The sequence below is a fragment of the Agrobacterium sp. CG160-95 genome (assembly GCF_053521725.1).
Genome location: NZ_JBNWDU010000006.1, coordinates 1 through 25,283, shown reverse-complemented (window position 1 = coordinate 25,283; position 25,283 = coordinate 1). Strand labels below are relative to the sequence as shown.

General features: G+C 58.7%; 25 protein-coding genes and 1 riboswitch. Of the genes, 9 read left to right on the top strand and 16 right to left on the bottom strand.

Annotation, left to right across the window (positions count from 1 at the left end):
* Window positions 1-5: 5 nt before the first annotated feature.
* Genes ACQZ63_RS19840 through ACQZ63_RS19830 form a run of 3 tightly spaced genes read right to left on the bottom strand, consistent with a single transcriptional unit; the run spans window position 6 to window position 2,351 of the window.
* Window positions 6-914 carry an amino acid--[acyl-carrier-protein] ligase gene (locus ACQZ63_RS19840; protein ID WP_013636844.1) on the bottom strand — a complete coding sequence of 303 codons (909 nt, stop codon included), beginning with the start codon at window positions 912-914 and terminating at the stop codon, window positions 6-8.
* Window positions 915-918: 4 nt separating this feature from the next.
* Entirely contained in the window at window positions 919-2,100 is a 1,182-nt protein-coding gene (locus ACQZ63_RS19835) for an acyl-CoA dehydrogenase family protein (RefSeq protein ID WP_113556177.1), read from the bottom strand.
* Window positions 2,100-2,351 carry an acyl carrier protein gene (locus tag ACQZ63_RS19830; RefSeq protein ID WP_003492279.1) on the bottom strand — a complete coding sequence of 84 codons (252 nt, stop codon included), beginning with the start codon at window positions 2,349-2,351 and terminating at the stop codon, window positions 2,100-2,102. The genes ACQZ63_RS19835 and ACQZ63_RS19830 overlap by 1 nt, the downstream gene beginning before the upstream one ends.
* Before the next feature lie 180 nt (window positions 2,352-2,531).
* A riboswitch (TPP riboswitch) is annotated at window positions 2,532-2,643 on the top strand.
* Between the two features lie 94 nt (window positions 2,644-2,737).
* Here ACQZ63_RS19830 and thiC point away from each other — a divergent pair.
* From thiC to ACQZ63_RS19800, 6 genes are all read left to right on the top strand, one after another.
* Complete coding sequence (gene thiC / locus ACQZ63_RS19825) at window positions 2,738-4,561, top strand: phosphomethylpyrimidine synthase ThiC (RefSeq protein WP_113556193.1); 1,824 nt, start codon at window positions 2,738-2,740, stop codon at window positions 4,559-4,561.
* A 1-nt stretch (window position 4,562) separates the two neighbouring features.
* Window positions 4,563-5,567, top strand: a complete 1,005-nt coding sequence (thiO, locus tag ACQZ63_RS19820; protein ID WP_113556178.1) for a glycine oxidase ThiO — start codon at window positions 4,563-4,565, stop codon at window positions 5,565-5,567.
* On the top strand, window positions 5,536-5,733 hold the full coding sequence (gene thiS, locus ACQZ63_RS19815) for a sulfur carrier protein ThiS (protein ID WP_003516823.1): 198 nt from the start codon (window positions 5,536-5,538) through the stop codon (window positions 5,731-5,733). Before thiO ends, thiS begins: the two co-directional genes overlap by 32 nt.
* A gap of 4 nt (window positions 5,734-5,737) precedes the next feature.
* The gene (locus ACQZ63_RS19810; RefSeq protein WP_003516825.1) at window positions 5,738-6,511 is read left to right on the top strand and encodes a thiazole synthase; all 774 of its coding nucleotides are present in this window, start codon (window positions 5,738-5,740) and stop codon (window positions 6,509-6,511) included.
* 61 nt (window positions 6,512-6,572) lie between these two features.
* Window positions 6,573-7,577, top strand: a complete 1,005-nt coding sequence (locus ACQZ63_RS19805) for a P1 family peptidase (protein WP_113556179.1) — start codon at window positions 6,573-6,575, stop codon at window positions 7,575-7,577.
* A 3-nt stretch (window positions 7,578-7,580) separates the two neighbouring features.
* Window positions 7,581-7,979 carry a winged helix-turn-helix domain-containing protein gene (locus ACQZ63_RS19800; RefSeq protein WP_013636838.1) on the top strand — a complete coding sequence of 133 codons (399 nt, stop codon included), beginning with the start codon at window positions 7,581-7,583 and terminating at the stop codon, window positions 7,977-7,979.
* Here ACQZ63_RS19800 and modC read toward each other — a convergent pair.
* From modC to ACQZ63_RS19780, 4 genes are all read right to left on the bottom strand, one after another.
* Entirely contained in the window at window positions 7,948-9,024 is a 1,077-nt protein-coding gene (modC, locus tag ACQZ63_RS19795; protein WP_113157560.1) for a molybdenum ABC transporter ATP-binding protein, read from the bottom strand. The genes ACQZ63_RS19800 and modC overlap by 32 nt on opposite strands.
* Window positions 9,021-9,728, bottom strand: coding sequence for a molybdate ABC transporter permease subunit (modB, locus tag ACQZ63_RS19790; protein WP_113556180.1), 708 nt, complete (start codon window positions 9,726-9,728; stop codon window positions 9,021-9,023). Before modB ends, modC begins: the two co-directional genes overlap by 4 nt.
* Window positions 9,729-9,784: 56 nt before the next feature.
* On the bottom strand, window positions 9,785-10,576 hold the full coding sequence (gene modA, locus ACQZ63_RS19785) for a molybdate ABC transporter substrate-binding protein (protein ID WP_113556181.1): 792 nt from the start codon (window positions 10,574-10,576) through the stop codon (window positions 9,785-9,787).
* Window positions 10,577-10,706: 130 nt separating this feature from the next.
* Window positions 10,707-11,990, bottom strand: coding sequence for an NAD(P)/FAD-dependent oxidoreductase (locus ACQZ63_RS19780; protein ID WP_113556182.1), 1,284 nt, complete (start codon window positions 11,988-11,990; stop codon window positions 10,707-10,709).
* Between the two features lie 130 nt (window positions 11,991-12,120).
* Here ACQZ63_RS19780 and ACQZ63_RS19775 point away from each other — a divergent pair, with 130 nt between their 5' ends.
* Together ACQZ63_RS19775 and ACQZ63_RS19770 are read left to right on the top strand one after the other, a co-directional pair.
* A complete protein-coding gene (locus ACQZ63_RS19775) occupies window positions 12,121-13,038 on the top strand; it encodes a LysR family transcriptional regulator (RefSeq protein WP_113556183.1) in 918 nt (305 codons plus the stop codon).
* Window positions 13,039-13,139: 101 nt separating this feature from the next.
* The gene (locus ACQZ63_RS19770; RefSeq protein ID WP_003516842.1) at window positions 13,140-13,376 is read left to right on the top strand and encodes an Lrp/AsnC ligand binding domain-containing protein; all 237 of its coding nucleotides are present in this window, start codon (window positions 13,140-13,142) and stop codon (window positions 13,374-13,376) included.
* A 309-nt stretch (window positions 13,377-13,685) separates the two neighbouring features.
* Here ACQZ63_RS19770 and ACQZ63_RS19765 read toward each other — a convergent pair whose 3' ends face one another.
* The 3 genes from ACQZ63_RS19765 to epmA all read right to left on the bottom strand — a co-directional run bounded on the left by ACQZ63_RS19765 (window position 13,686) and on the right by epmA (window position 16,378).
* A complete protein-coding gene (locus ACQZ63_RS19765) occupies window positions 13,686-13,874 on the bottom strand; it encodes a hypothetical protein (RefSeq protein WP_003516843.1) in 189 nt (62 codons plus the stop codon).
* Window positions 13,875-14,252: 378 nt separating this feature from the next.
* Window positions 14,253-15,317, bottom strand: coding sequence for a lysine-2,3-aminomutase-like protein (locus ACQZ63_RS19760; RefSeq protein WP_113291876.1), 1,065 nt, complete (start codon window positions 15,315-15,317; stop codon window positions 14,253-14,255).
* The gene (gene epmA, locus ACQZ63_RS19755; RefSeq protein WP_113291877.1) at window positions 15,314-16,378 is read right to left on the bottom strand and encodes an EF-P lysine aminoacylase EpmA; all 1,065 of its coding nucleotides are present in this window, start codon (window positions 16,376-16,378) and stop codon (window positions 15,314-15,316) included. Before epmA ends, ACQZ63_RS19760 begins: the two co-directional genes overlap by 4 nt.
* 250 nt (window positions 16,379-16,628) lie before the next feature.
* Between epmA and efp the strand changes: the two genes are divergently transcribed.
* On the top strand, window positions 16,629-17,198 hold the full coding sequence (efp, locus tag ACQZ63_RS19750) for an elongation factor P (RefSeq protein ID WP_003516849.1): 570 nt from the start codon (window positions 16,629-16,631) through the stop codon (window positions 17,196-17,198).
* A 112-nt stretch (window positions 17,199-17,310) separates the two neighbouring features.
* Here the strand turns inward: efp and ACQZ63_RS19745 are convergent, their stop codons facing one another.
* From ACQZ63_RS19745 to ACQZ63_RS19720, 6 genes are all read right to left on the bottom strand, one after another.
* On the bottom strand, window positions 17,311-18,753 hold the full coding sequence (locus ACQZ63_RS19745; RefSeq protein WP_065703449.1) for an efflux transporter outer membrane subunit: 1,443 nt from the start codon (window positions 18,751-18,753) through the stop codon (window positions 17,311-17,313).
* A gap of 149 nt (window positions 18,754-18,902) precedes the next feature.
* Complete coding sequence (locus tag ACQZ63_RS19740; protein WP_111782619.1) at window positions 18,903-21,992, bottom strand: efflux RND transporter permease subunit; 3,090 nt, start codon at window positions 21,990-21,992, stop codon at window positions 18,903-18,905.
* Window positions 21,993-22,045: 53 nt separating this feature from the next.
* Window positions 22,046-23,248 (bottom strand): efflux RND transporter periplasmic adaptor subunit, encoded by a 1,203-nt coding sequence (locus ACQZ63_RS19735; protein ID WP_111796508.1) that lies wholly within the window; start codon window positions 23,246-23,248, stop codon window positions 22,046-22,048.
* A gap of 198 nt (window positions 23,249-23,446) precedes the next feature.
* Window positions 23,447-24,106 carry a TetR family transcriptional regulator gene (locus tag ACQZ63_RS19730; RefSeq protein WP_019566104.1) on the bottom strand — a complete coding sequence of 220 codons (660 nt, stop codon included), beginning with the start codon at window positions 24,104-24,106 and terminating at the stop codon, window positions 23,447-23,449.
* A gap of 2 nt (window positions 24,107-24,108) precedes the next feature.
* Window positions 24,109-25,059 (bottom strand): phosphoribosylaminoimidazolesuccinocarboxamide synthase, encoded by a 951-nt coding sequence (locus ACQZ63_RS19725; protein WP_113556184.1) that lies wholly within the window; start codon window positions 25,057-25,059, stop codon window positions 24,109-24,111.
* Window positions 25,043-25,283 (bottom strand): hypothetical protein (locus ACQZ63_RS19720; protein ID WP_448799389.1); only part of this gene is annotated, 241 nt, incomplete at its 5' end. The genes ACQZ63_RS19720 and ACQZ63_RS19725, both read right to left, overlap by 17 nt.

Sequence of the window (25,283 nt, the reverse complement as noted above, 5' to 3'; positions counted from 1 at the left end):
AATGGTTAGCCCCAGAGTGTTTTCAAGGCCTTTTCGGGCCATGTTTTTACATCCAGTCCGTGATGCGCAAAAAGTGCCAGCGCAATGCGCTCAAGGCCGAAACCGACGCAGGCAGTGTGAGCCACATCACCATTGTCGAGGTTCAATCCCCATTTCTGGCCAAAGGCGTCCTGATGGTAATTGAAGCTCATGCAGGCCGTCGGGTTGGTGGCGGATGTGACGGGAATCAACAGTTCGAATTTCAGGTTCTGGTCGCGCTGGTTGTTGGCGAGCATTTTGCCGGCGCGGCCGAAGAAGGGATCGTTGGCCACGTCGATGGTCACTTCAAGGCCCACGGCTTCCATCATCGCCACGCCGCGATCCATCCATGTCTGGCGGAATTCGGTCACATCACTCTCCGTGCCCATGCGCACATATTCCCGCATGCGGAAAAGCTGCTGACGTGCCGGGTCCTTCGAGGGTTCATGGCGGAAACAATAGGACTGGATGTCGTAGAGACCGCCGCCGGAAGGCAATGCGCCGCGCTTGGCGATGGTCGGATAAAGAGGGTAGCAAGCGGCCGGCGTCAGCACGATATCGGTTGCTTTCTGGTCCTTTGTCCAGTCGCCGCCCTCATCCATGGATTTGAGAAGGCTGACATGGTCAAGTTCGCAACCGCAGAAGGAATGCACCGTGCCCGCAAGCTGCGGGAAGCTTTTCATGTAACCGCTCTTTTCGAAATAGGCGCGGTTGATGCCGGGCGGAAAGCGGATCGCCTCTGCACTGTCCGGGCCGCCGGTGCGGTCGATCAGGCGTTCGAATGCGGCAATGACATCCTCGAACTGGCCGCTGCGTCCGTAAAGACCATCGACACCCGTTTCAATCAGCAGGCCTTCTTCGAACAGTCGATCGAGAAACGATGTTTGCATATCCATGGTCTTATCCCAAGAGGCTGGTGTCCTGCTTGTGAACCAGCAGGAGATTGGCGGAATTGCCGAGAATACGGTCGTTGGAAATCATCAGGCGCGCGGAATGCGCGTCGCGAAGGTGTCGACCAAGGCTGTAGGGCGTGCCGTTCTTGTAGCCCATGATGCCGCAGACCAGCATCGCTTGGTCGATGATCTCCAGAATGGTTTCCGAAGAACAAATCTTCACATTGTTCATGGCAACCGCGAACGCCATGGACATCAGCTTGTCCGGGTCGCTCTTGGTGTCTTCGTAAGCCTTTACGCCCGCAATGACGTTGGATTTGACCACCTGCAATTTGGTGGAAATTTCGGCAATGTGGATAGCGCCTGGCGGTGTGACACCGGGCGACTTGCGTGCAGCCGTCCTGACGAAGGATTGCGCGCGCAGCACCGCATCCGACGCGATGCCATACCACACGGCACTCCACAGAAGATGCGAGCTTGCAAGCATGGATTGCGCGGCGATTTCCGCAAAGGGTTTTGGGAATATCTGCATCGCCGGTGCCTCGCCGCGGAACAGGAAACCGTCCGAACAGGTGCCACGCATGCCGAGTGTGTCCCAGACATGGGTCTTCTCGAGCCTGTACTGATCTTTCAGGAAGACGGTCATCACCTGATCGGCCGGGGCGGCATCCTTGTGGGCGCGCGAGGTGATGAGGATGGCATCCGCATTGCTGCCGTAGGAAATGACGGTGGCGTCCTTCTCCAGCCGGCAAATGTCTCCTTCGACCTCGATAGCGCAGATGGAATTGCGCAGATTGCCGCCGATTCCGCCTTCCGTCGTGGCCGAGGCGAGCAGAAGCTGTTCGCTTGCAATGCGGCTCATGAAGCCCGCATGCCATGGGCTTGTCTCGCCGTGTTCCACAAGGCTCGATGCCTTGATGTGGTGCATGGCGAAAATCATCGCGGTTGCCGAACAGGCCTGGCCAAGCCGGGCGCAGATATCGGCGATTTGCTGTATGGATGCGCCTTCGCCACCAAGAGAGGACGGGACCTGAATGCCGAGAAGGCGCTCTTGTCTCAGCGCCTTGACGGCTTCCTCCGGGAAGCGACCGGTGACGTCCACCTCGTCCGCGTGTTTGGCGGCAATTGCTGCGACGCGGCTTGCGCGCGCGGACAGCGTTTCATCCTGCGGCGCAACGGTCACATTCATCAGGCTGCCTCTTTACCATCCAGAATGAGCTTAACGGTGTCTTCAATGGCCTTGATGCTGGCAAAGGACTTGCGGTTCAAGAGGTTGTCGGGGAATTCGATATCGAAAGCTTCCTCGATACCCAGCATCAATTGCACCGATGCAAAGGAAGAAAGACCTGCCGCATAAAGATCTGCTTCGTTTTCAATCGTATCGACGGGGGTAGGAAGCTGGCCGAATTTTGCCAGTATTTCACGAATAGTCGCATTCATTCCGACTTATCTCCCATGAATTTAACATCAGGATGGTTTGTGCTTATCGTTAATTTGAAAACGATAATATTCGCCTAAACCGTTAGGTTAATTACCACTAACGGCGCTTTTGTTGTTCGTCCACCTTTGCCAGCCATCAGCAGCACCCTTGACAAATGTCGGGCGGTGTTTTCTCTTGTGTCCATTCACCAGGGGTGTCCCGTCAAGGGGCTGAGATTCTGCTTTTATGCGCAGTGACCCGTTGAACCTGATCCAGTTCATACTGGCGTAGGGACGGTGCAAAGACCGAAGGTCGGATTGCGTGTAACTTGCGCTGCCGACGCGTCGGTATTTTCCATCATTCCGGCTCGAACTGGGTCTCCACTGTCAAACTTTGGAGCCTCATGATGAATATCGTTGCCAAGAATATCCCGCTTGTCGTCACAACCGGGCCGCATCCCGCCTCCACGAAAATCCACAAAACCGGAATTTTGCATCCGCATATTCGCGTGCCGATGCGCGAAATCGCCGTCCACCCGACGGCGGGAGAACCGCCGGTCACGGTCTATGATTCCTCAGGCCCCTATACCGATCCATTGCATAACGTTCTGATCGAAAAGGGTCTGCCGCGCCTGCGTCACGACTGGGTTTTAGCGCGCGGCGATGTCGCGGCTTACGACGGTCGGCACGTCAAACCGGAGGATAACGGCTTTGCCACTGGCGAGCGGCTGACGCCTGAATTTGCCGTGCGCCACCAGCCGCTGAGGGCCACGGAAGGAAAAGCCGTAACGCAGCTTGCCTATGCGCGGGCAGGCATCATCACGCCGGAAATGGAGTTCATCGCCATCCGCGAAAATCTGGGGCGCGAAGCGGCGAAGGAGAAGCTGGCTCGTGATGGCGAGAGTTTCGGTGCGCAGATACCCGATTATGTGACGCCGGAGTTCGTCCGTCAGGAAGTCGCATCGGGTCGCGCCATCATCCCGGCCAACATCAATCACCCCGAGCTTGAGCCGATGATCATCGGCCGTAATTTTCTGGTCAAGATCAACGCCAATATCGGCAATTCCGCCGTCACCTCCTCCATGGCCGAAGAGGTGGAGAAGATGGTCTGGGCGATCCGCTGGGGTGCCGATACCGTCATGGACCTTTCGACAGGGCGCAACATCCACAATATCCGCGAATGGATCATCCGCAATTCGCCGGTACCGATCGGCACGGTGCCGCTTTATCAGGCGCTGGAGAAGGTCAACGGCATTGCCGAGGACCTGAACTGGGAAGTGTTCCGCGATACGTTGATCGAACAGGCGGAGCAAGGCGTGGATTATTTCACCATCCATGCCGGTGTTCGGCTGCATTACATTCCGCTTACCGTCAACCGTGTCACCGGTATCGTCTCACGCGGCGGGTCGATTATGGCCAAGTGGTGTCTGCATCATCACAAGGAAAGCTTCCTCTACGAGCATTTCGACGAGATCTGCGACATCTGCCGTGCCTATGATGTTTCCTTCTCGCTGGGTGACGGGTTGCGGCCCGGTTCGATTGCCGACGCCAACGACGCCGCGCAATTTGCCGAGCTGGAGACGCTCGGTGAGTTGACACAGATCGCATGGGCGAAGGATTGCCAGGTCATGATTGAGGGCCCCGGCCATGTGCCGATGCACAAGATCAAGGAGAACATGGACAAGCAGTTGAAGACCTGCGGTGAGGCGCCCTTTTATACGCTTGGGCCGCTAACGACCGATATCGCCCCCGGTTACGACCACATCACTTCCGGCATCGGGGCAGCGATGATCGGCTGGTTTGGCACGGCGATGCTCTGCTATGTCACGCCGAAGGAACATCTGGGTCTGCCTGATCGTAACGACGTGAAGGTCGGTGTCATCACCTACAAGATCGCGGCTCACGCGGCCGATCTCGCCAAGGGGCATCCGGCGGCACAGGTGCGGGACGATGCGCTGTCGCGTGCAAGGTTCGAGTTCCGTTGGGAAGACCAGTTCAACCTGTCGCTGGATCCGGACACGGCGCGCTCCTTCCATGACGAGACCCTGCCGAAGGAGGCGCACAAGGTCGCGCATTTCTGCTCGATGTGCGGGCCGAAATTCTGCTCGATGCGGATTTCCCACGACATCCGCGCCGAGGCGCAGAAGGAAGGGCTGGAGGCCATGGCCGCGCGCTTCAAGGAAGGTGGCGAGCTTTACATGCCGCTCGCGACCCCGGCAGACGGCCAGTAGCATGCGTGTTCTTGTTAAGGGAACGGGGGTCGCCGGTCTGACGGCGGCCTTCGAACTGGCGCGGCGCGGCGCAACCGTGGAGGTTTCGGAGCGCAATGCTGAAGCCTCGCGCGGCGCATCCTTTTATGCGGGCGGAATGCTGGCGCCCTGGTGCGAGCGTGAAAGTGCGGACGAGGCGGTACTGACACTCGGCCAGGCGGCTCTCGACTGGTGGGATGAGGCGACCCCCGGCCTTGTCATCAGACACGGCACGCTGGTCGTCGCGCCCGCCCGCGACAAAGCCGAGCTTTCGCGTTTCGCATCCAGAACCGCAAGGTACCGATGGGTGGATGAGGGTGAAATCGCCGCTCTGGAGTCTGACCTTGCCGGGCGTTTCCGCTCCGGGCTTTATTTCCCGGGCGAGGGGCATCTCGATCCGCGCCTTGCACTCAAATCGCTGCATACGCGGCTTTGCGGCTTGGGCGTGCGGTTTCATATGGTTATTCCGGTGGATGAGCAGCCGTTCGATCGGGTGGTGGATTGCACCGGCGCTGCGGCGGTGGGCGAGATTGCCAATCTTCGCGGCGTGCGGGGAGAAATGCTCTATCTAGCCACGTCAGAGGTTTCCCTGTCGCGCGCCGTTCGGCTCTTACATCCGCGCATTCCGCTTTACATCGTGCCGCGTGAGCCGGGTCGCTTCATGGTGGGGGCGACCATGATCGAGACAGAGGATGCCGGAGCCATTTCAGCGCGCTCGATGATGGAGTTTCTGAACGCCGCCTATGCCGTACATCCGGCCTTCGGCGAAGCGGAAATCATCGAGACCGGAACGGGCGTGCGCCCCGCCTATCCCGACAATCTGCCGAAAGTTACGCAGGACGGCCGGACCGTCTTCATCAACGGCGCCCACCGGCATGGCTTCCTGCTGTCGCCGGCGATGGCGCGGCAGGCGGCTGAAATCGTCTGCCAAGATATCTCTGGAAAGGAACAGGATCATGAAACTTCTAGTGAATGGCGACGAGCTTGATCTCGCCACCGAGACGCTGGCCGGGTTACTCACCAGCCTCGATTATGAAGGCGAGTGGCTGGCGACGGCGGTCAATGGCGATCTGGTGCATTCGGAAGAGCGCGCCGATTATCGATTGAAGGCGTTCGACCGTGTCGAAATCCTTTCGCCGATGCAGGGAGGTTGAGGCCATGCTGACGCTTTATGGCCGTGAGGTCTCGTCGCGCCTCCTGCTCGGCACGGCGCGTTATCCGTCTCCCGCCGTACTTGCCGATGCAGTGCGGGCCAGCAACACGGATATTCTGACGATTTCGCTGCGTCGGGAAACGGCAGGCGGCAAGAAGGGTGGCCAGTTTTTTGAGCTGATCCGCGAGCTGGATCGTTACATTCTGCCCAATACGGCTGGCTGCCATACCGTGAAGGAAGCGGTGCTAACGGCGAAGATGGCGCGTGAGGTTTTTCACACCAACTGGATCAAGCTGGAGGTCATCGGCCATCACGACACCTTGCAGCCTGATGTCTTTGCGCTCGTCGAAGCGGCGAAAATTCTCTGCGACGATGGTTTCGAAGTCTTTCCGTATACGACTGATGATCTTGTCGTGGCGGAAAAGCTCCTGGATGCGGGTTGCAAGGTGCTGATGCCCTGGTGCGCGCCGATCGGCAGCGCCATGGGGCCGCTTAATCTGATGGCGCTGAAATCCATGCGGGCGCGTTTTCCGGATGTGCCGCTGATCGTCGATGCCGGTATCGGCCGGCCGTCACATGCGGTGACGGTGATGGAGCTTGGTTACGATGCCGTTCTGCTCAACACGGCGGTCGCGGGGGCGGGTGACCCGGTCGGCATGGCGGAAGCTTTCGCCCGCGCCATTGAGGCAGGGCATCAGGCTTTTGTGGCGGGGCCGCTGGAGCCGAGAGATATGGCCATTCCCTCGACACCGGTGATTGGCACGGCGGTATTTTCCTGATTCACCTTTTGCGTTGACAGTGCCCCGTGGCGGCGGGATACCGGGAGAAAAGGGGAACGGCATGGCGGCACGCAATAATCTTCTGACGGATATCAATGGGATTTTGGTCGGCAATGTCACCGATCTTGCACTCGGCTCCGGCGTCACCGCAATCGTTTTCGAAAAACCCGTAATCGCCTCCGGTTCGGTTCTTGGCGGGGCGCCCGGTGGTCGTGATACCGGCCTGCTGGACCCGGCGATGACGGTGGAAACCGTGGATGCCTTCGTACTTTCAGGCGGTTCGGCCTTCGGGCTGGATGCGGCGGGTGGTGTTCAGGCCGGTCTGCGCGAGATCGGCCGTGGCCTGCAAGTCGGTTCCACCCGTGTTCCCATTGTGCCGCAGGCGATCCTCATGGATCTGCTGAATGGTGGCAACAAGGAGTGGGGGCTGCATTCGCCCTATCGCGAGATGGGCTATGCGGCTTTCAGCGCGGCGCGTGCGGAGCCCTTCGGGCTTGGAACAGTCGGCGCGGGAACGGGGGCGACCACCGCCATCTTCAAGGGCGGACTTGGTTCGGCAAGCGCTGTCAGTTCCGGCGGTTACAAGGTGGCGGCCATCGTCGCCGTCAATGCGCTTGGCTCGGCAACCGTTGGCACCAGCCGCCATTTCTGGTCTGCGCCTTTTGAAGAGCAGGGCGAGTTCGGCGACTGCGGTTTTCCTGATCGTTTCGAACCGGATCATACCGCGCTTCGTCTCAAGGGCGTCAACCTCACCGCGACGACCATCGGCGCCGTGGTCACCGATGCCGTCCTTACCAAAGCGCAGGCGCACCGCCTTTCCATCATGGCGCATGACGGGCTGGCGCGCGCCGTGCTGCCCGCCCATCTGCCGAGCGACGGCGACACCATGTTTTCGGCTGCGACCGGTGAGAAGCCGCTTGAGGGCGGCGCTCATTTCGCGGAACTCTGCCATCTCGCTACCATCGTTATGGCGCGCGCAGTGGCGCGCGGTGTTTACGAGGCGAAGGCTCTGCCGCAGCACGGTGCGCAGAAAGCCTATCACGATCTTCATGGCCGGGGTTTCTAGCCGATGAGCAATATACATCAGCCACTGAAGCCCGTTCTCCGCATCGATTTTCCGCCCGGAGATCGTCTCGGCCACGGTAAGATCGAGTTGATGGAGCTGATTGTCGAGACCGGCTCGATCTCGGCCGCCGGCCGAGCGATGGACATGTCCTATCGCCGTGCATGGCTGCTTGTGGATGCGCTGAACCATATGTTCAGGCAGCCGGTGATCGAATCCCAGCGGGGCGGCAAGCAGGGGGGTGGGGCCGCGCTGACCGCATTCGGTGCCGAATTGCTTGAACGGTATCGCAGCATGGAAAAGCGGATGAATGAGGCCCTGCGCAAGGATATCGACTGGCTTGAGGCCAACCGCAATCCTGATGCCGCCATCACTAATACGGATCGAGAGCCGCCGACTTTATGATCGCATGTACCGGTTTCCCGGGTTCTAGCTGGAGACGTTCGCGCGACAGATCGGTGATACGCGACTGGATAATATCGCCGCCGCAATCCACCTGAACGGTTACCATGCCATCTTCGCTGGCGGAGATACCGGCAATATGGCCTTCGAGGATGTTAAGGGCGCTCAGGCCTTCGGGCTTTGCCGTGGCAAGCATGACGTCACGCGCCGGTATCAGCACGCGTGCCGGGGTGCGGGGTGTTCCTCCTTTTGCTGGAACCTGCAGGAGCGACGAGCAGAGCCTTACGGCAGCAAGCCCGTGCCTTTCATCGAAGCTTTCGATGTGTCCCGAAAGGATGCTGCCCGCTTCTCGTCGCTCAAGATGTGCGCTGAAATCCGACCGTGACAGCACGTCGGCCGCTTTTCCCTGTGCCTCCACCTTGCCGTCCTTCATAACAACTATGCGGTCGGCAAGGCGGGCGACTTCCTGGATGGAGTGGCTGACATAGACGATCGGGATTTTCGTCTCGTCGCGCAGCCGTTCCAGATAAGGGATGATCTCGGCCTTTCGTTCCTCGTCCAGTGAGGCGAGAGGTTCGTCCATCAACAGTAGTCTGGGCGATGACAGGAGTGCGCGGCCGATGGCGACCCGTTGTTTTTCACCGCCGGAAAGCTTGTTCGGACGACGCTGGAGAAGATGGCCGATGCCAAGCATGTCGATAATGCGGTTTTCATTCGCCCGCTCAGATTTTTCCGTAGCGAACCATTTGCCGTAGTTCAGGTTCTGGGCAACGCTGAGATGAGGAAACAGCCGCGCTTCCTGAAAAACATAACCAAAATGTCGCCTGTGTGCCGGCAGGAACAGGCGCTTTCCGCTATCGGCCAGCACTTCGCCATCAAGCGATACCTGACCACTATCTGGCCGCAGCAGACCTGCGATGATGCGGATCATCGACGTCTTACCGGAGCCAGAGCGTCCGAAAAGCGCTGTAACGCCGCCATCAGAGGTGAATGACGCGTTGAGTTCGAAGGAGCCGAGGCGGTGGCGGGTGGAGACAGAAAGCGTCATTCCATGCTCACCCGTTTGCCGATGATGCGGGCCAGAAACTCCGAGACGAGCAAGGCCGACATGGAAATCACGACGGAAACGATGGTCAGCCGCAATGCGCCTGCATCGCCGCCCGGAACCTGCGTGAAAGTGTAGATGGCGGCGGACAGCGTCTGGGTTTCGCCGGGAATATTGGAAACGAAGGTGATGGTCGCGCCGAATTCGCCCATGGCCTTGGCGAAAGCGAGGATCATGCCCGCGATGATGCCGGGCAGGATCAGGGGAAGCGTGACGGTGAGGAACACCCATAGGGGGCTTGCACCCAGGGTTCCGGCCGCCTCTTCCAGCTTGCTGTCCACCGCTTCGATGGAGAGGCGGATGGAGCGCACCATCAGCGGAAACGCCATGACGGCGCATGCGAGCGCCGCCCCCGTCCAGCGAAAGGAAAAGACGATGCCGAACCAGCTGTCTAGAAACTGGCCGATGGCGCCTTTGCGGCCGAAGAGGATGAGCAGCAGAAAGCCGGTGACGACGGGCGGCAGAATGAGCGGCAGGTGGACAATGCCATTGAGCAGCGACTTGCCCCAAAAGCGCCCGCGCGCCAGCGCGACGGCAACCGCAATGCCGAAGGGCAGGCTGGCGAACATGGCGATGGAGGACACCCACAGGCTGAGCCTGATCGCCGTCCATTCTTCAGGGCTTAGTGTCCACCAATGCAAAGCCATATCCTACAATCGTCATCTCTCGCGGTCCCATACGGGATGGGACCGCGAAACGCAGTTTATTTCAAAACGGTAAAGCCTTGCTTTTCGAAGAAGGGCGTAGCCTTGGCGGACTTCAGGAAATCCAGATAGGATTTTGCCGCCGGAGATTTTGCTTCCGAGAGAATGGCGACGGGGTAGATGATCGGCGGATGGCTGTCTTCCGGGAAGGTGCCGACGATCTTCACGCCCGGATCGGCGGCCGCATCGGTCTGGTAGACGATGCCATAGGGCGCTTCGCCGCGCGACACGAGCAGCAGCGCTGCGCGCACGCTTTCCGCGCCGGCGACTTTCTTTTCCACGGATGACCAGACGCCGAGCTTTTCCAGCGCAGCCTTGCCGTATTTACCCGCCGGAACGGAATCGACCGCGCCCATGGCCAGTCGGCCATCGCCCACCAGTCCGGCGAGATCGAAGTCCTTTTTGATATCGACCGGCTTGGCCTTATCGGCCGGGGCGACGAGAACGATGCGGTTGCCAAGAAGATTGGAGCGGCTTTCGACGTTGATCAGCTTCTTTTCGGCAACATAATCCATCCAGGCGAGGTCGGCGGAAATGAAGATATCCGCCGGTGCACCCTGCTCGATCTGTTTGGCAAGTGCGGAGCTTGCGGCGTAGGACACGGTCGCTTCATTGCCGCTTTCCTTCGCCCATTCGGCATTGATCGCATCAAGTGCGTTTTTCATGCTCGCGGCAGCAAACACCGTGACTTTTTCGCCGGCATGGGCGGGAACCACCGCAAAGGATGCCGCCACCCAGAAGGATGTTGCTGCGGCGATGGTTTTGAAGAAGGTGCGGCGTAAGAGTCTCAAGGTGTGTTCCCCCGGTTCGAGATATCCTGATGAATATATCGATAGGCCTATAGGGCAATCATTATATTTTCAAGAATATATCGATGCCGTTTAAAAAAGCCGCCACGACCGGCGGCTTTCGGCCTGTTGATCAGAAGCGTTCACCGGCGAAATGGGCAATCTGTGCGCCCGCCTCGTAATAGGCTTCCTTCACTGCCCGGAAGGCCTGCGCTTTTGGTTCGGTCACGGGAAGAGGCAGGTCGTTTTCGGCGATATCACCGAGAATATGTTGCGCAATCACCTTGCCGAAGGCAGTACCGGGCGCGATGCCGCGGCCATTATAACCGGAAAAACCGACGACATTTTCCGCGAATTTATGGAAACGCGGCACGGCATTGTCCGTCATGCCGATCTGGCCGTACCATTCGCATTCGAATTCCGTCTCTCCCAGTTGCGGGAAAAGCCGCTTCAGCGATCGTTTGGCCCATGCCCGGTGAATGGCGGCACCCGTGCTGCGCAAGGCGCCGACGCTGCCGAAGACCAGCCGACCCGCTTTGTCCATGCGGAACGAGGAGAGGATTTCCTTTGTATCCCAGCAACCTTCTCGGTTCGGCAGGATACTCTTTTGCAGATTGTCGCTAAGCGGTCTGGTCGCGAAGTTGAAGTAGGGCAGGTAGGTCTGTTCGTCGCGGACGATCTGCCACGGCCCGGTGCTGTAGGCTTCGGTGGCGACGACGATCCAGTTGGCGGTCACCGATCCCTGCGGTGTTTTTACCACCCATTTTCCGCCGCTGCGTTCGGTCGACACGACGGGGCTGGCGGTGTGCAGCCGTGCTCCTGCCTTTTGCGCGGTGGCAGCCAGACCACGAACATAGGCAAGCGGCTGAAGCGTGCCGGCGCGCGTATCGAAAAGTGCGCCGGAATAGGCGGTGCTGCCGGTGTGTCTTGCCGTTTCATCGGCATCGAGAAGGCGGACGGGAGCGCCCCTGGCTGCCCATTGTTCGCAGCGCTCGCGAATTTCGGCGAGCCCTTTTTCACCGACGGCGCAATGCAATGTGCCATTCTTTTCGATCTCGCAGGGAATCGCGTGTTTTTCCACCAATTCGCGCACCAGCAACGGCGCATCACCCAGAAGGCTGAGAAGCCGTTCCCCATAGGTTTCGCCCAGCACGCCGGGCAACTCCCTCGGCATGACCCACATGCCGCCGTTGATGAGACCGACATTGCGGCCGGCGCCGCCGAAGCCGATTTCCCTGGCTTCGAGAAGAACGACATCCATGCCCTTTTCAGCAAGATGAAGGGCGGCGGATTGTCCGGTGAAGCCGCCACCGACAATCACCACATCGGCAACCGCCTCGCCTTGCAGAGCAGGCGTTGCGGGCGGCTGCGGCGCGGTCTTTTCCCAGAGGCCGTGCGAGCGGGGGTCATTATACATCGTTCCACCATTTTCCGGGCGAGTTCATTTGTTTTCCGTATGAGTCACAAGCCCTTGTTTATGAGACTTTACAAGCGGCCTCACCTGTTGAATATCGACATATCGTCAAGAGTTCATTCCGTGAGGGAATATGGTTCTGCCACCTCGGCGCTTCTTACCGTCGCTTTCACTTCTTGCGGCCTTTGAAGCCGCCTCGCGCACCGGCAGCGTGACCGCGGCTGCGAGAGAACTCGGGCTTACTCAAGGCGCGGTCAGCCGGCAGATCCTCGCGCTTGAGGAGCAGCTTGGCGTGGCGCTGTTTCTGCGCGAGCGGCAGACAATCCGGCTCACCCGGGCGGGGGAGGGTTATGCGCGGGAAATCCGGGAGGCCCTGCGGCGAATATCGACCGCGTCGCTCAATCTGCGCGCCAATCCGGATGGCGGCACGCTCAATCTCGGTGTTTTGCCAAGCTTTGGTACGCGCTGGCTGGTGCCGCGTCTTCCCGATTTCATTGCCCGACATCCGGGCGTTTCGGTCAATCTTCTTACGCGTTCATCGCTGTTCGATTTCCGTACCGATACAGTCGATGCGGCGATCCATTTCGGTTTGCCGCATTGGCCGGGTACCGAACTCGTTTTTCTGATGCATGAAACAGTCATTCCGGTGTGCAGTCCCGCTTTCAGGGAGCGCTACGGGCTTTCACAGCCGGGCGATCTGCTGCATGTGCCGCTGCTGCACATGACGACCCGGCCGGACGCCTGGGAACAATGGTTTCGCAGCCATGATGTGGTTTTCGACAATGTGCATGGCATGCTTTTCGATCAGTTCACGACGATTGCCGAGGCGGCGAGCGCCGGGGTGGGGGCATCGCTCGTTCCGTCCTTCATGATCGGGGAGGAGTTGCGAAGCGGCCGGCTTGTCGCGGCGGTTACCGGCGAGGTGGAGAGCGAAGAGGCCTATTATCTCGCCTGCATGCCCGATCGCGCCGGTTACGCTCCGCTTGAAAGTTTTCGAAGCTGGATCGTTTCTCAGGCCGCGATCGGGGCTGGTAGAGACTTTTCTGCCTAAACCGGCAGGCGGTCTTGCAAGACCGGCGCGGCTAAGCCAATAGTGCGCCATGACGCATGGCGAAGAGCCACGCACCACAAGTTCCAATACGGGAGATGTCCGTGAAGCCCATTTTTGTCCAGCTTCAATGCGAGCCCGGCAAGACCTATGATGTCGCCGATGCCATCTATAAAACGGAGCTGGTTTCCGAGCTTTATTCCACCAGCGGCGAATATGATCTGATGCTGAAGATCTATCTTCCACAGGAAGAGGATATCGGCAAGTTCATCAACCAGAACATCGTCAACATTCCGGGCATCGTCCGCTCGTTGACGACGCTGACCTTTACCGCGTTCTGACGCGCCTCTGGGCGGCGAGAGAGTCTTTTCAGCACTAGGATCTGGGCTGGCTGGTTTCCTGTGACAAGCACAGAAACGAGGAGAGGTGGGAGTTCTAGGAGCGCGTGGCTTTTGCACTCCAATCCGGATTTGAAAAAGCTATTTCAACTTAGTGCAGGGCGTATTGATACACCCCGTCGTGGTTTATGACAGACCAGTGGACGGATTGTCAGGCAATAGAAAAGCGCGCCATCGACCCGGTATTCTGGATCCGATATTGGGCGCACTTTGGTTTTGAAAGGTCCGTGAGCGGGTGATGGGTTTCCCGCATCAGGCCGCGGCCAGGTTCCGGCTGCGCACGAGATTGCGAATTGCAATCCGCACATCGTCGGCGCTGTCGAACTTCTGTTCGTCCAGGTCGTGGACGTGGAACTTCACCGCGATGAACTTCAGCCGGTCGTTGTCCGGTATGACGATGCCGACGGGTTCGCCAGCGAATTCAATAACTTGCTTTTGCATAGGTATACTCCCGCTGTGGCTCATTAACACAGCATGTTGTCGAACTGATTTTCAGAAAATTGAGACCGTCAGGTCACATTCGACAGCAGCGGGAACACGTGGATTTAAATCCAGCATTCCAGGACTCAAGACCAAGGATTGCGTTGATGCGAATATATTTTAACATGACACACTCCCTGTATTGGTGTTGATCCGGAATCAGGAGACTTGCTCTCCAGTCCCACACTGATAATCCAGACCACCATTAAAATCAATGCTGATTGTTATAGGTAGAATATTTTTCTTTATGATGACAGGAGGGGGGCGGAAATGTGAAATTTTTGTTTTCGTTCGACGCCGCTTTGAAAAGCCCGACACGGCGGGCTTTTTATGCTTTTTTTAATCGTCGCCGGATGCAGGCGGCGGGTAAATATGATCGTTTCCGTTGAAGTCCGAGACGGAGTAGCAGCCATCGCGGGTTTTTTCGGCCGCATTCGGGCCGATCGTGGCCTTGCCGTGACCGCCCGGAATGTCGAGAACGTAGGTCGGCTGGCAAAGACCGGAGACATGCCCGCGCAACGCGGAAACGATTCGCTGACCTTCTTCTATCGTCAGCCGGAAATGGCTGGTGCCGGGCGCAAGGTCGGGGTGGTGCAGGTAATAGGGCTTGATACGGTTCTCGACAAAGGCGCGCATCAGTTCGGCGAGAATTGCCGAATCATCGTTGATGCCCTTCAAAAGCACGGTCTGGCTGACCATGGCGATGCCGGCATCGATCAGCCGCGCGCAAGCACTTCTGGCTGCTTGCCCAAGTTCGCGTGCGTGGTTGGCGTGCAGGGCCACATAGGTGGTTTTGCCGCTAGCCTTCAATGCCTCGATCAGCGGCCCGTCGATTCGTTCGGGATCGACGACCGGTACACGGGTGTGGAAGCGAACGATCTTGACGTGCGGTACGTCTTTCAGCCGCGTCATCAGGTCGGACAATCGCCGCGCCGAGAGCACCAGCGGATCGCCGCCGGTGAGGATGACCTCCCAGATGGCCGGGTTGGCTTTTATATAGTCGAATGCGGCGTCCAGCTCTTCCGGGCTCATCATGCCGTTGCCTTGCGGCCCGACCATTTCGCGGCGGAAACAGAAACGGCAATAGACGGGGCAGACATGCACCGCCTTCAAAAGCACCCGGTCCGGATAACGGTGGACGATGCCATGGACGGGACTATGTGCACCGTCGCCGATCGGATCGTCCCGTTCTTCGGGAAGGTGGACGAGTTCGGCTAGGTCCGGCACGAATTGCCGCGCGATGGGGTCCTGCGGATCGCCGCTGTCCATCAGATCGGCCATTGTCGCTGTGATGGCTAACGCGTAACGCTGCGTCACCGCGCGCACGTCCTCGAGCGCCTCGGTCTTGATCAACCCCGCCTCAACAAGTGCTTCGGGTGTCTTGATGGTTTCAAGCCTTGTCATCGTCCGTATTCCGCGACGGGTGCCCACATGACCAGATCGATTCGGGGCGCGCCGGTTGCCAGCATCACTAGTCGGTCGAAACCGAGTGCTATGCCGCTTGCCGGCGGCATGATCGCCAGCGCCGCCAGAAAATCCTCGTCCAAAGGATAGGTCTCGCCGTAAACCCGCTGCTTCTCAACCATCTCCATTTCGAAACGCCGTCTCTGCTCAGTAGCGTCGGTCAATTCGCCAAAGGCATTGGCAAGTTCCACGCCACACGCATAAAGCTCGAACCGTTCCGCCACCCGCGCATCCCCAGGCGATTTGCGGGCAAGCGCAGCCTCGCTTGTGGGGTATTCATCGAGAATGGTGGCGCGGCCGAAGCCCAGTTCTGGTTCCACCCGCTCCACGATAACGCGGCTGAACATATCCGCCCAGGTGTCGTCCTTAGCCACACGAATTCCGGCATTGGTGAGGCTCGCGGCAAGGTGCTGGCTATCCGTCTCGCCGTTTCGGTCAATCGTCGCCAGAAGATCAATTCCCGCATAGCGATCGAAGGCTTCCGCGACGCTCAGACGTTCCGGTTCGAGGAACGGATCGACGCTGCGGCCACGATAGGTGAAATTGTTTGTTTTGGCGGTTTCCGCCGCCAGCGCCAGAAGATTGGCGCTGTCCTTCATCAGGATCTCGTAGGTTTCTCCTACCCTATACCATTCCAGCATCGTGAATTCTGGGTGGTGCAGGGGGCCTCTTTCCCGGTTTCGATAAACATGGGCGAAACAGAAAATGCGTTCTTCACCGGCCGCGAGCAATTTCTTGCAGGCGAATTCGGGCGAGGTGTGGAGATAGAGCGGAGCGGCGTCGCCGGCCGGCGTCAGTCCCTGGGTGGCGAAGGCATGCAGATGTGCCTCGTTGCCAGGAGAAATCTGCAATGTGGCGGTGTCGACCTCTAGAAAGTCCGCGCGCGCGAAATAGCTGCGAAATTCCGACTGGATCGCGTTGCGTCCAAGCAGAAAGGCGCGGCGGTCGGCATGGACGTCGGGCGTCCACCAGGGCGACATTGTCTCGTTGCTTGAGCCCATCTCTTTTTTCTTTTCCGTCTTACCTGCTGGCCTTGTTACGGATAAACGGCCCGCAAAACGCCTGATCGCATCATTTAAAGCAATTCCGGGCGGAAAACCGCTAGGCACTCTTCCGCGAATTGCTGTAGAAGGCTGGCAATTCGCGCGGATTTAAGGTAGTTGCGCCCCAGAAAAAAGACAAAACGTCTGCCGGGCCGGTGCTATCGCGCAGTCCTTTACGACGCATTTCATCGAGTTACAAGGAAGTCATATGGTCAAGGTTATCGCCTCATCCGTCCGCAAGGGCAATGTTCTCGACGTGGACGGCAAGCTCTACGTTGTTCTCACCGCGCAGAACTTTCACCCGGGCAAGGGCACGCCGGTCACGCAGGTTGACATGCGCCGCATCGTTGACGGCGTGAAGGTCTCCGAGCGCTGGCGCACGACCGAACAGGTTGAGCGTGCTTTCGTCGAAGACCTGAACTTCCAGTTCCTTTATGAAGATGGCGAAGGCTTCCACTTCATGAACCCGGCAAACTACGATCAGGTCGTTGTCGATGTCGAGACGATGGGCGACCAGAAGGCCTATCTGCAGGAAGGCATGACCTGCGTTCTTTCCATTCACGAAGGCAATCCGCTGGCTGTCGAACTGCCGCGCCACGTCACGCTGGAAATCGTCGAAACGGAACCGGTTGTGAAGGGCCAGACGGCTTCTTCTTCCTACAAGCCGGCAATTCTTTCCAACGGCATCCGCACCATGGTGCCGCCGCACATCGACGCCGGTATCCGCGTGGTCATCGCGACGGAAGACAATTCCTACGTCGAGCGCGCCAAGAACTGAGCCTGACGGCAGGTTAAACAAAAAGCACCGGGCGACCGGTGCTTTTTTGTGTCTGGAATACAAAAAAAGCCCGCGTCTCGACGCGGGCTTTTCATTTGCCTTGAGGCGTTTCTTACATGCCCTTTGCAGCGACCACGGTTGGGCCAGCGGACTTCTTCGGGACAGGCTGGCCAACGGCATAACCGCCGCCGAGAGCCACGTTGAGCGATACATAATCCTGCGCGGTCGTCTGGATCGCCGTTGCAAGGTTTGCCTGCGCATCGGAGACCGACCGCTGGGCATCCAGAACGTCGAGCAGAGACGACGCACCGTCACGATAGCTGGCTGTCGAGAGCTGCAGCGCTTCCTGGTAGGATGAGACAGTCTTTCTCAGCGCGTCGACGGTACGCTGGTCGCGATTGATGGCGGCCAGGGCGTTTTCGACTTCTTCAACCGCGTTGAGAACGGTTGCCTTCCAGACGAGATATTGCTCGCGTGCTTGCGAGTTCGCGATGTCGACATTGGCGCGCAGTCTGCCACCATCGAGGATCGGGAGAGTGAGGCTCGGACCGAAGGACCAGCTATTGGCCGTTCCCCTGCCGCCGCCACTCAGGAAATTGTAGCTCGGGGTGATCGCGCCACCAAGCTCGATGCTTGGATAAAGCTGTGCCTCGGTTACACCGATCGTGGCGACCGCAGCGGCGAGATTGCGTTCAGCGACGCGGATGTCCGGACGGTTGCGGATCAGGTCGGCCGGGATGCCGGTGCGGGGAACTGCGCGCGCAACAGGCTGGCGTGCGCCCTTCTGCAGCTCGGCGATGAGCGACGAGGCCGGCATGCCGAGCAGGGTCGCGATGCGGTGGGCTGACTTGCGGAAGCTGGTTTCGAGGCCGGGTATCTGCGACAGCGTTGAATTGACCAGACCTTCGGACTGGACGACATCGAGACGCGAGGCCGCACCCGCTTCGAGCTGCAGCTTCGTCAGATCGAGCGTTTCGCGGCGTGAACTCAGGTTCTGGCGGGCAATCGCCAGGCGCTCCTGATAATAGCGCACGTCGATATAGGCCGCGGCGACTGAGGAAATCAGCGTCAGGCGCTGAACGTCGACGGTGGAGTACGCGGCGTCGAGCGAAGCATCGGCGCTTTCCGTTGCCCGGCGATAGCGACCGAAAAGGTCGAGGAACCAGGAAACGCTAAGGCTGCCGTTGGACACGTTGGTGACGGGAACGTCACGGTAGCTGCCCTTGGTCTCGCTGGTCGTGTGGCTGCCACTGCCAGTCAGGCTCGGCAGGCCGCCGGCGCCGTCCACGATCACCTGGGCCTGCGCCTGATTGATGCGCTCGATTGCCTGCATCACGGTGAGGTTCTGCGCAAGGCCGGTGGAGACGTAACCGTTCAGGCGGTTGTCGTTAAAGGCCGTCCACCATGCAACGCTGCTGATGTCGCCATTACTGGTTTTTCCGGCTTCCGCGAACTTTCCCGGCAATTGAATTTCCGGCGTCTTGTGGTCGGGTCCGACAACGCAGCCCGAAAGCAGTAGCATTGTCAGGGGAATAGTAGCGCGAATAGACAGCATATAATTTTCCCAATTCTCTGGTTGGCTTACCAAGCGCGGCTTGCTGACAAATGGGCTGCGCGGTCGATATGCCCTAGAAACGTGCGTTTGCCAAATCGGCCATATTTCTAGCAGCGTATTAACGGTTGGCACAGCCCATTTTTGTTTTGTTAACGCCTTGAAAGGCGACGAATGATGACGAAAAAGGACGGAACGAAGAAAATTCCGAGCAGTGTTGCAGAAAGCATACCACCCAGCACCCCGATACCGATTGCATTTTGCGCGGCAGAACCCGCTCCGGTTGCGATCGCGAGAGGCACGACGCCGAGGATGAAGGCGAGCGACGTCATGATGATCGGACGCAGGCGCAGCTTCGCCGCCTCCAGTGCCGCCTCCACCAGACTTAACCCGTGCTCCTGCCTCTCCTTGGCGAATTCAACGATCAGGATCGCGTTTTTCGCGGCAAGGCCGATGGTCGTCAGCAGGCCCACCTTGAAGTAGACGTCGTTCGTCTGGCCGAAGAAATGGGCCGCAGTCAAAGCGCCGAGGACACCCACCGGGACAGCCAGAATGACCGAGAACGGGATCGACCAGCTTTCATAAAGGGCAGCCAGGCAAAGGAACACGATGAGAACCGACAGCGCGTACAGCATGGGCGCCTGCGAGCCGGAAAGGCGTTCCTGATAGGAGATACCCTGCCATGCCACGGTGTAACCGCCTGGCAAGCTTGCCGTCAGACGTTCCATCTCGTCCATGGCTTCGCCGGAAGCAACGCCTGCGCCGGCGGTGCCTTCAAGCGAGATCGCGCCCGTACCGTTGTAGCGTGCCAGTGACGGCGGCGCGTTGATCCACTTCACCTCGCTGAAGGAGGAGAAAGGTACCATTTCGCCGCTGGTGTTGCGGGCATACCAGAACTTCAGGTCGTCCGGCTGCATGCGATAGGGTGCATCGCCCTGAACATAGACCGGCTTGAGCTCACCGTTCAGGGTGAAGTCGTTGACATCCCGGCCGGCAAAGATCGTCGACAGCATCAGGTTCACGGAGGAAAGATCGACGCCCATGGCCCCCATCTTTTCCTGATCGAGAATGATCTTCATCTGTGTTTCGTTGTCCTGGCTGTCGCTTCGCAGAGAGCTGATTTTTGGATTGCTTGTTGCAAGCGCAATCAGGTCCTTGGAGGTTGCGGTCAGAGCGTCGGTGCCGTTGCGGCCGCTATCCACGAGATACATGGAGAAACCGCTCGACGTGCCCATGCCCTGAATTGCCGGCGGCAAAAGCGGGAATACCTGTGCATCGCGGAAGCCGAAGAACGTACCCATTGCCCGCTGCACAATGGCGGCGGCGTGTTGATCGGGTGCGGTTCGCTCGGAAAAGTCCTTGAGCTTGGTGAAGACGATCGCGTTGTTCTGACCCGAACCGCTGAAGCTGAATCCAAGCACGCCGAAAACCGATTCGACATTGGCTGCTTCTTTTTCACGGAAGTAGCTTTCGACCTGTTTTACCACCTCGTTGGTGCGTTCGATGTTCGAACCGGTCGGTGTCTGGATGATCGTCAGCAGCACGCCCTGATCTTCCTGTGGGAGGAAGGAGCTTGGCAGTTTGGTGAAGAACCAGGCGCAGCCGCCGACGACGATCAGGAAAAGAATCGTCACGCGCAGGGGCCGTTTCAGCAGATAGCCGATCGACGAGACATAGCCGTCCGTCGTCTTGCCGAAGCCGCGGTTGAACCAGGCACCCGGTCCACGCTGCTTTTTGGTATGGTCGATGGGCTTCAGCATTGTGGCGCACAGCGCCGGCGTCAGAACGATGGCGACCACCGCCGAAAGCAGCATGGCCGAAACGATCGTGATAGAGAACTGGCGATAGATGATACCAGTCGATCCGCCAAAGAAGGCCATGGGAATAAACACGGCGGTCAGGACGAGCGCGATGCCGATGATGGCGCCGGTTATCTCGCCCATCGATTTTTCCGTCGCCTCGACCGGCGACAGGCCCTCTTCCGACATGATGCGCTCGACGTTTTCAACAACGACGATGGCGTCATCCACGAGAAGGCCGATCGCCAGAACCATGGCGAACATGGTCAGCGTGTTGATAGAATATCCGGTGACTGCGAGGATGCCGAACGTGCCGAGGAGCACGACGGGCACGGCGATCATCGGAATGAAGGTGGCGCGCAGGTTTTGCAGGAAGACCAGCAGCACGACGAAGACGAGGATGATCGCCTCGATCAGCGTATGCACCACTTTCTCGATCGACAGCTTCACGAAGGGTGTCGTGTCGTAGGGATATTCGATCGAGACGCCCGCAGGCAGCGAGCCCTCAACGGCGGTAAGTGCGGACTTGACACGTGCTGCAGTATCGAGCGCGTTGGCGCCCGTGGCGAGGTTGACCGCGAAACCGGCGGAAGGACGGCCGTTGGAGCGGGAATCACCGCCATAGGTTTCCTGGCCGATTTCGATGCGGGCCACGTCGCTCAGGCGAACGGTTGCGCCGTCCTTCTCAACCTTCAAGATGACCGATTCGAAATCGGCGACGGTGGTGAGCTGGCTCTGCGCCGTCACCGTCACATTGAGCTGCTGGCCCTGGACGGCGGGAACGGCACCGAGGGAGCCGACCGAAACCTGGGTGTTCTGGCTTTCGATGGCGCCGGTGACGTCAGCCGTGGTCAGCTGGTATTTGTTGAGCTTGAACGGGTCGAGCCAGATGCGCATCGCATATTCGGAACCGAAGACGTTGATGCTGCCCACGCCTTCAAGGCGCTTGATCTGGTCTTCAACGCGCGAAGAGAACACGTCGCCGAGATCGGCCGAATTGCGCTTGCCGTCCGTCGAGATCAGCGCACCCACCATCAGAATGCTCGATGTGGAGCGGCTGACCTGAATACCGCGCTGCTGCACGGTGTCGGGCAATTGCGACTGCACGAGCTGCAGCTTGTTCTGCACCTGAACCTGCGCGATGTCAGGCAGGATGCTGTTGCCGAAGGTCAGCGTCACTTCGGCGCTGCCGGTCGAGGAAGACGAGGTCATATAGGTGAGGTCGTCGAGGCCGGTCATGCCGTCCTCAATGATGGTCGTCACCGATTTTTCGACCGTCTCCGCGCTAGCGCCGTTATAGGTTGCGCTGACGCGGACTGTCGTTGGGGCAATATCGGGATATTGCGAGATGGAGAGCGTCACAATTGCCAGAGCGCCGCCCAGCATGATGACGATGGCGATAACCCATGCAAAAACGGGGCGCCTGATAAAGAAATGGGCCATGGCAGTCCTGCCTTACCTTTTACGAGCTTCGACCGAGGGTTTCGTGCTCATGTTTATTTCGAGGGGGCGGCGGCAGGCGGAGCTTGCTGCGGCAGAACGACGATACCGCGATCGTCGATGGTCACTTCCACGGGCGCGACCGTCGCGCTGTCGGCAATCCACTGGAAGCCGTCAACGATGAGCTTGTCGCCATCCTTGACGTTTTCCGTCACCAGCCAGGCATTGCCCGACTGCTGGCTGGACGGGAAGGTGCGCGTTTCCACCTTGTTTTCCGCGGTGACAAATTTTGCGGTCAGTTCGCCATTGGCGTTCCGGCTCGCTGCGCGCTGCGGGATGCGGAAACCCGTTTCCTTACCGATGGTCAGCGTTGCGCGAACATAGGTGCCGGGAAGCAGAAGATCGTCCGGGTTATCGAAGAGAGCACGGATGGAGAAGGTGCCCGTGGTTTCGCTCACCGCCATGTCCGACATGTCGATCTTGCCGTCATGCTTGTATTCGGTGCCGTCTTCCAGCGTCAGGTGAATGCCGGTTTCCTTGGTATCGCCGCCGAGCTGGCCCGAAGAGATCGCCTTTTTCAGACGCAGAAGATTGATGCTGGATTCCATCAGATCGATGTAGATCGGATCGATGCGGCGCAGCGTCGTCAAAGCCGTCGTCTGGTTTGCCGTCACCACGTTGCCGATGCTGAAAGCGGTAGCGCTGGTGATGCCATCGAAAGGCGCGCGGACCTTGGTGAGATCGAGATTGATCTCAGCCGTTTCCAGCGCAGCCTTGGCCTGGGCCACGTCGGCTTCGGCCTGAAGCAGCGTCACCTTGGCGTTTTCATATTCGATCTGCGTTGCGCCGCTGTTGACCAGCCGCTCGTAGCGGGCAAGGTTCGCCTGGGCGCTCGGAACGCTTGCTTCGGCTTTCGCCACGCTTGCCTTGGCCTGTGCCACTTCTGCCAGATAGGTGTTGTCTTCAATCTGGTAGAGAATGTCACCCTGCTTGACCTCGCTGCCTTCCTTGAAGGGAATGTCGCGGATGATGCCGGTGACGCGCGGGCGGATTTCCGCCGTCTGGAACGCGCTTGCGCGGCCGGGAAGAACGGTGGTCAGGGGATATTCGCTCGTCTTCATCACAATGATGCTGACCGGAGACGGGGGACGCGCGGCGCCCTGGCCGGCGGTCTGGCTGCTTTCGCCGCCATCGCTGCATCCCGCGAGAACTGCGGTCATGCACAGAGAAGCAAATAGGGGTAAAATACGTCGGCTCATTGTTCTTCCCTGCGTATCGGTCGCATTCAACTATAAGCGCAGTGTCGCTCGGCGGATGCTGGTCCGGGTGCAGGAACGATGGGTGAAGGCCCTATGGGGACCTTCTTCGTTCAATCTGCTCGGACCGCCATTCGCATAGAAGCGCAGGCTTTCACGCTTCGCAAGCAATTGCGAGAAGGTGACGTAAGTTGAGAATCGTCACTTAGCAAGCGGATTGCGCAATCCTGCCTCGATTAAATCAACCAGTTGATCGCAACGTGTTGCTAAATTGCCGATATCTTCCCGTGCGATGAGGACGGGATGGATGACGCTCGCGAGTGCGTGGAGAACGGTTTCCGCCAGAGGCGGGATGTCGGCGGGGGCGTAAATTCCCTTATCTACGCCATCGCGAATAATGTCGGCCACCAGGTTTGCGATGACGGATTTGTAATAGTCACCGCACTTCATGTCCTGCTTGGCCGTCATCAGGATCATTTCGAATATATAGGGATTGTCGTTGAGGTTCTGATGGTGTTGTTCCATCAGGGTGCGGGCGAGATGGCGCAGCCTTGAAACTGGTGCATGACTTTTATCGAGCGGGTGGATTTCCCGCTCGAATGCACCGATCTGCTCAAACCCGATGGCATCGACGAGCGCATTCTTCGAATTGAAGTTCTTGAAGACGTTCGCGGGCGACATGCCGAGTGCTGCGGCGATATCGGCAATCGCCACTGCATTGAACCCGCGCTCGCGAAAAAGTTCTTCGGCTTTGGCAAGAATGTCCCGCCGCGTCTCTTCGGCGGAACGGCGAGGCCGGCGCTTGACAGGAACGTCGTTCCTCCTGTCACCCTTTCTCGCCTGTTCGATCGTTTTGCTCAAGGTCAGACTCCGGGGAAAAATTGCTCCAGGTTCCGGCGTACTCTTGCCAGCGGCGTCTCGCCGCTATCGTCGGGAACGAAGCTTTGTCCGGTGATGCGTTCGTATGCATCAATATATACCCTTGACGTCTGCAATACGAGTTCCTGCGGAATTTCCGGAACGTCGTCCTTATAGGGATCGCAGCGTTCGGCAACCCAGGCTCTCACGAAATCCTTGTCGAAGCTTGCCGGCCGTGCGCCGTTGCGGAAGCTCTCTTCATAGGTTTCAGCCATCCAGTAGCGGCTGCTGTCAGGCGTGTGGATTTCGTCTGCCAGAATGATCGTGCCGTTTTCATCGGTGCCGAATTCGTATTTCGTATCGACGAGGATGAGGCCCTGCTTTGCGGCAATCTCCTGTCCGCGTTTGAACAGTGCGAGCGCGTAACGGGAAAGCGTGTCCCATTGCTCCTGCGTCAGAAGTTTCTTCTCCACGATCTCGGCCGGCGTTAACGGCTCGTCGTGACCACCATCGAAGGCCTTGCTCGTCGGCGTGATCACCGGCTCGGGCAAGATCTGGTTGTCCTTCATCCCGTCCGGCAGGCTCATGCCGTACATCTGTCTCTGGCCTTTCTTATAAAGGGTCAGGATAGATGTGCCGGTGGTGCCGGCCAGATAACCGCGAACCACCACTTCGACCGGCAATATTTCAAGCCTCTTGCCGATGACGACATTCGGATCGGGATAGCTGACCACGTGGTTGGGGCAGATATCCTTCGCCTGCTCGAACCAGTAGCGTGCCGTCTGGGTCAATACCTGCCCCTTATAAGGAACACAGGTGAGGATGCGGTCGAATGCGCTGAGGCGATCGGTTGATATGATAATGCGGTTGCCGTCGGGCAGATCGTAATTTTCACGCACCTTGCCACGGTAGTAATTCGGCAGCTCGGGAATGACGGCTTCATCGAGAATGCGCACGGGCTCTCCAATTCTTAAGGCTATAAGGGGCGTTGGACGCCCCAGTCTGGCTGAAACTCTTATCCGTTCCTATTGCATGTTTCCCGAAACAGAACCAGTCAGCACATACAGGAGGCTCCTCTTGCCCTCCCTTGCGGTTCGCCTTGAAACTATCTTTTACTTTCATACGGTTAGCAAAAATGTCAGTTTTTTGACGATAGGTGTGTTGACTTGTTTGAGGGTGA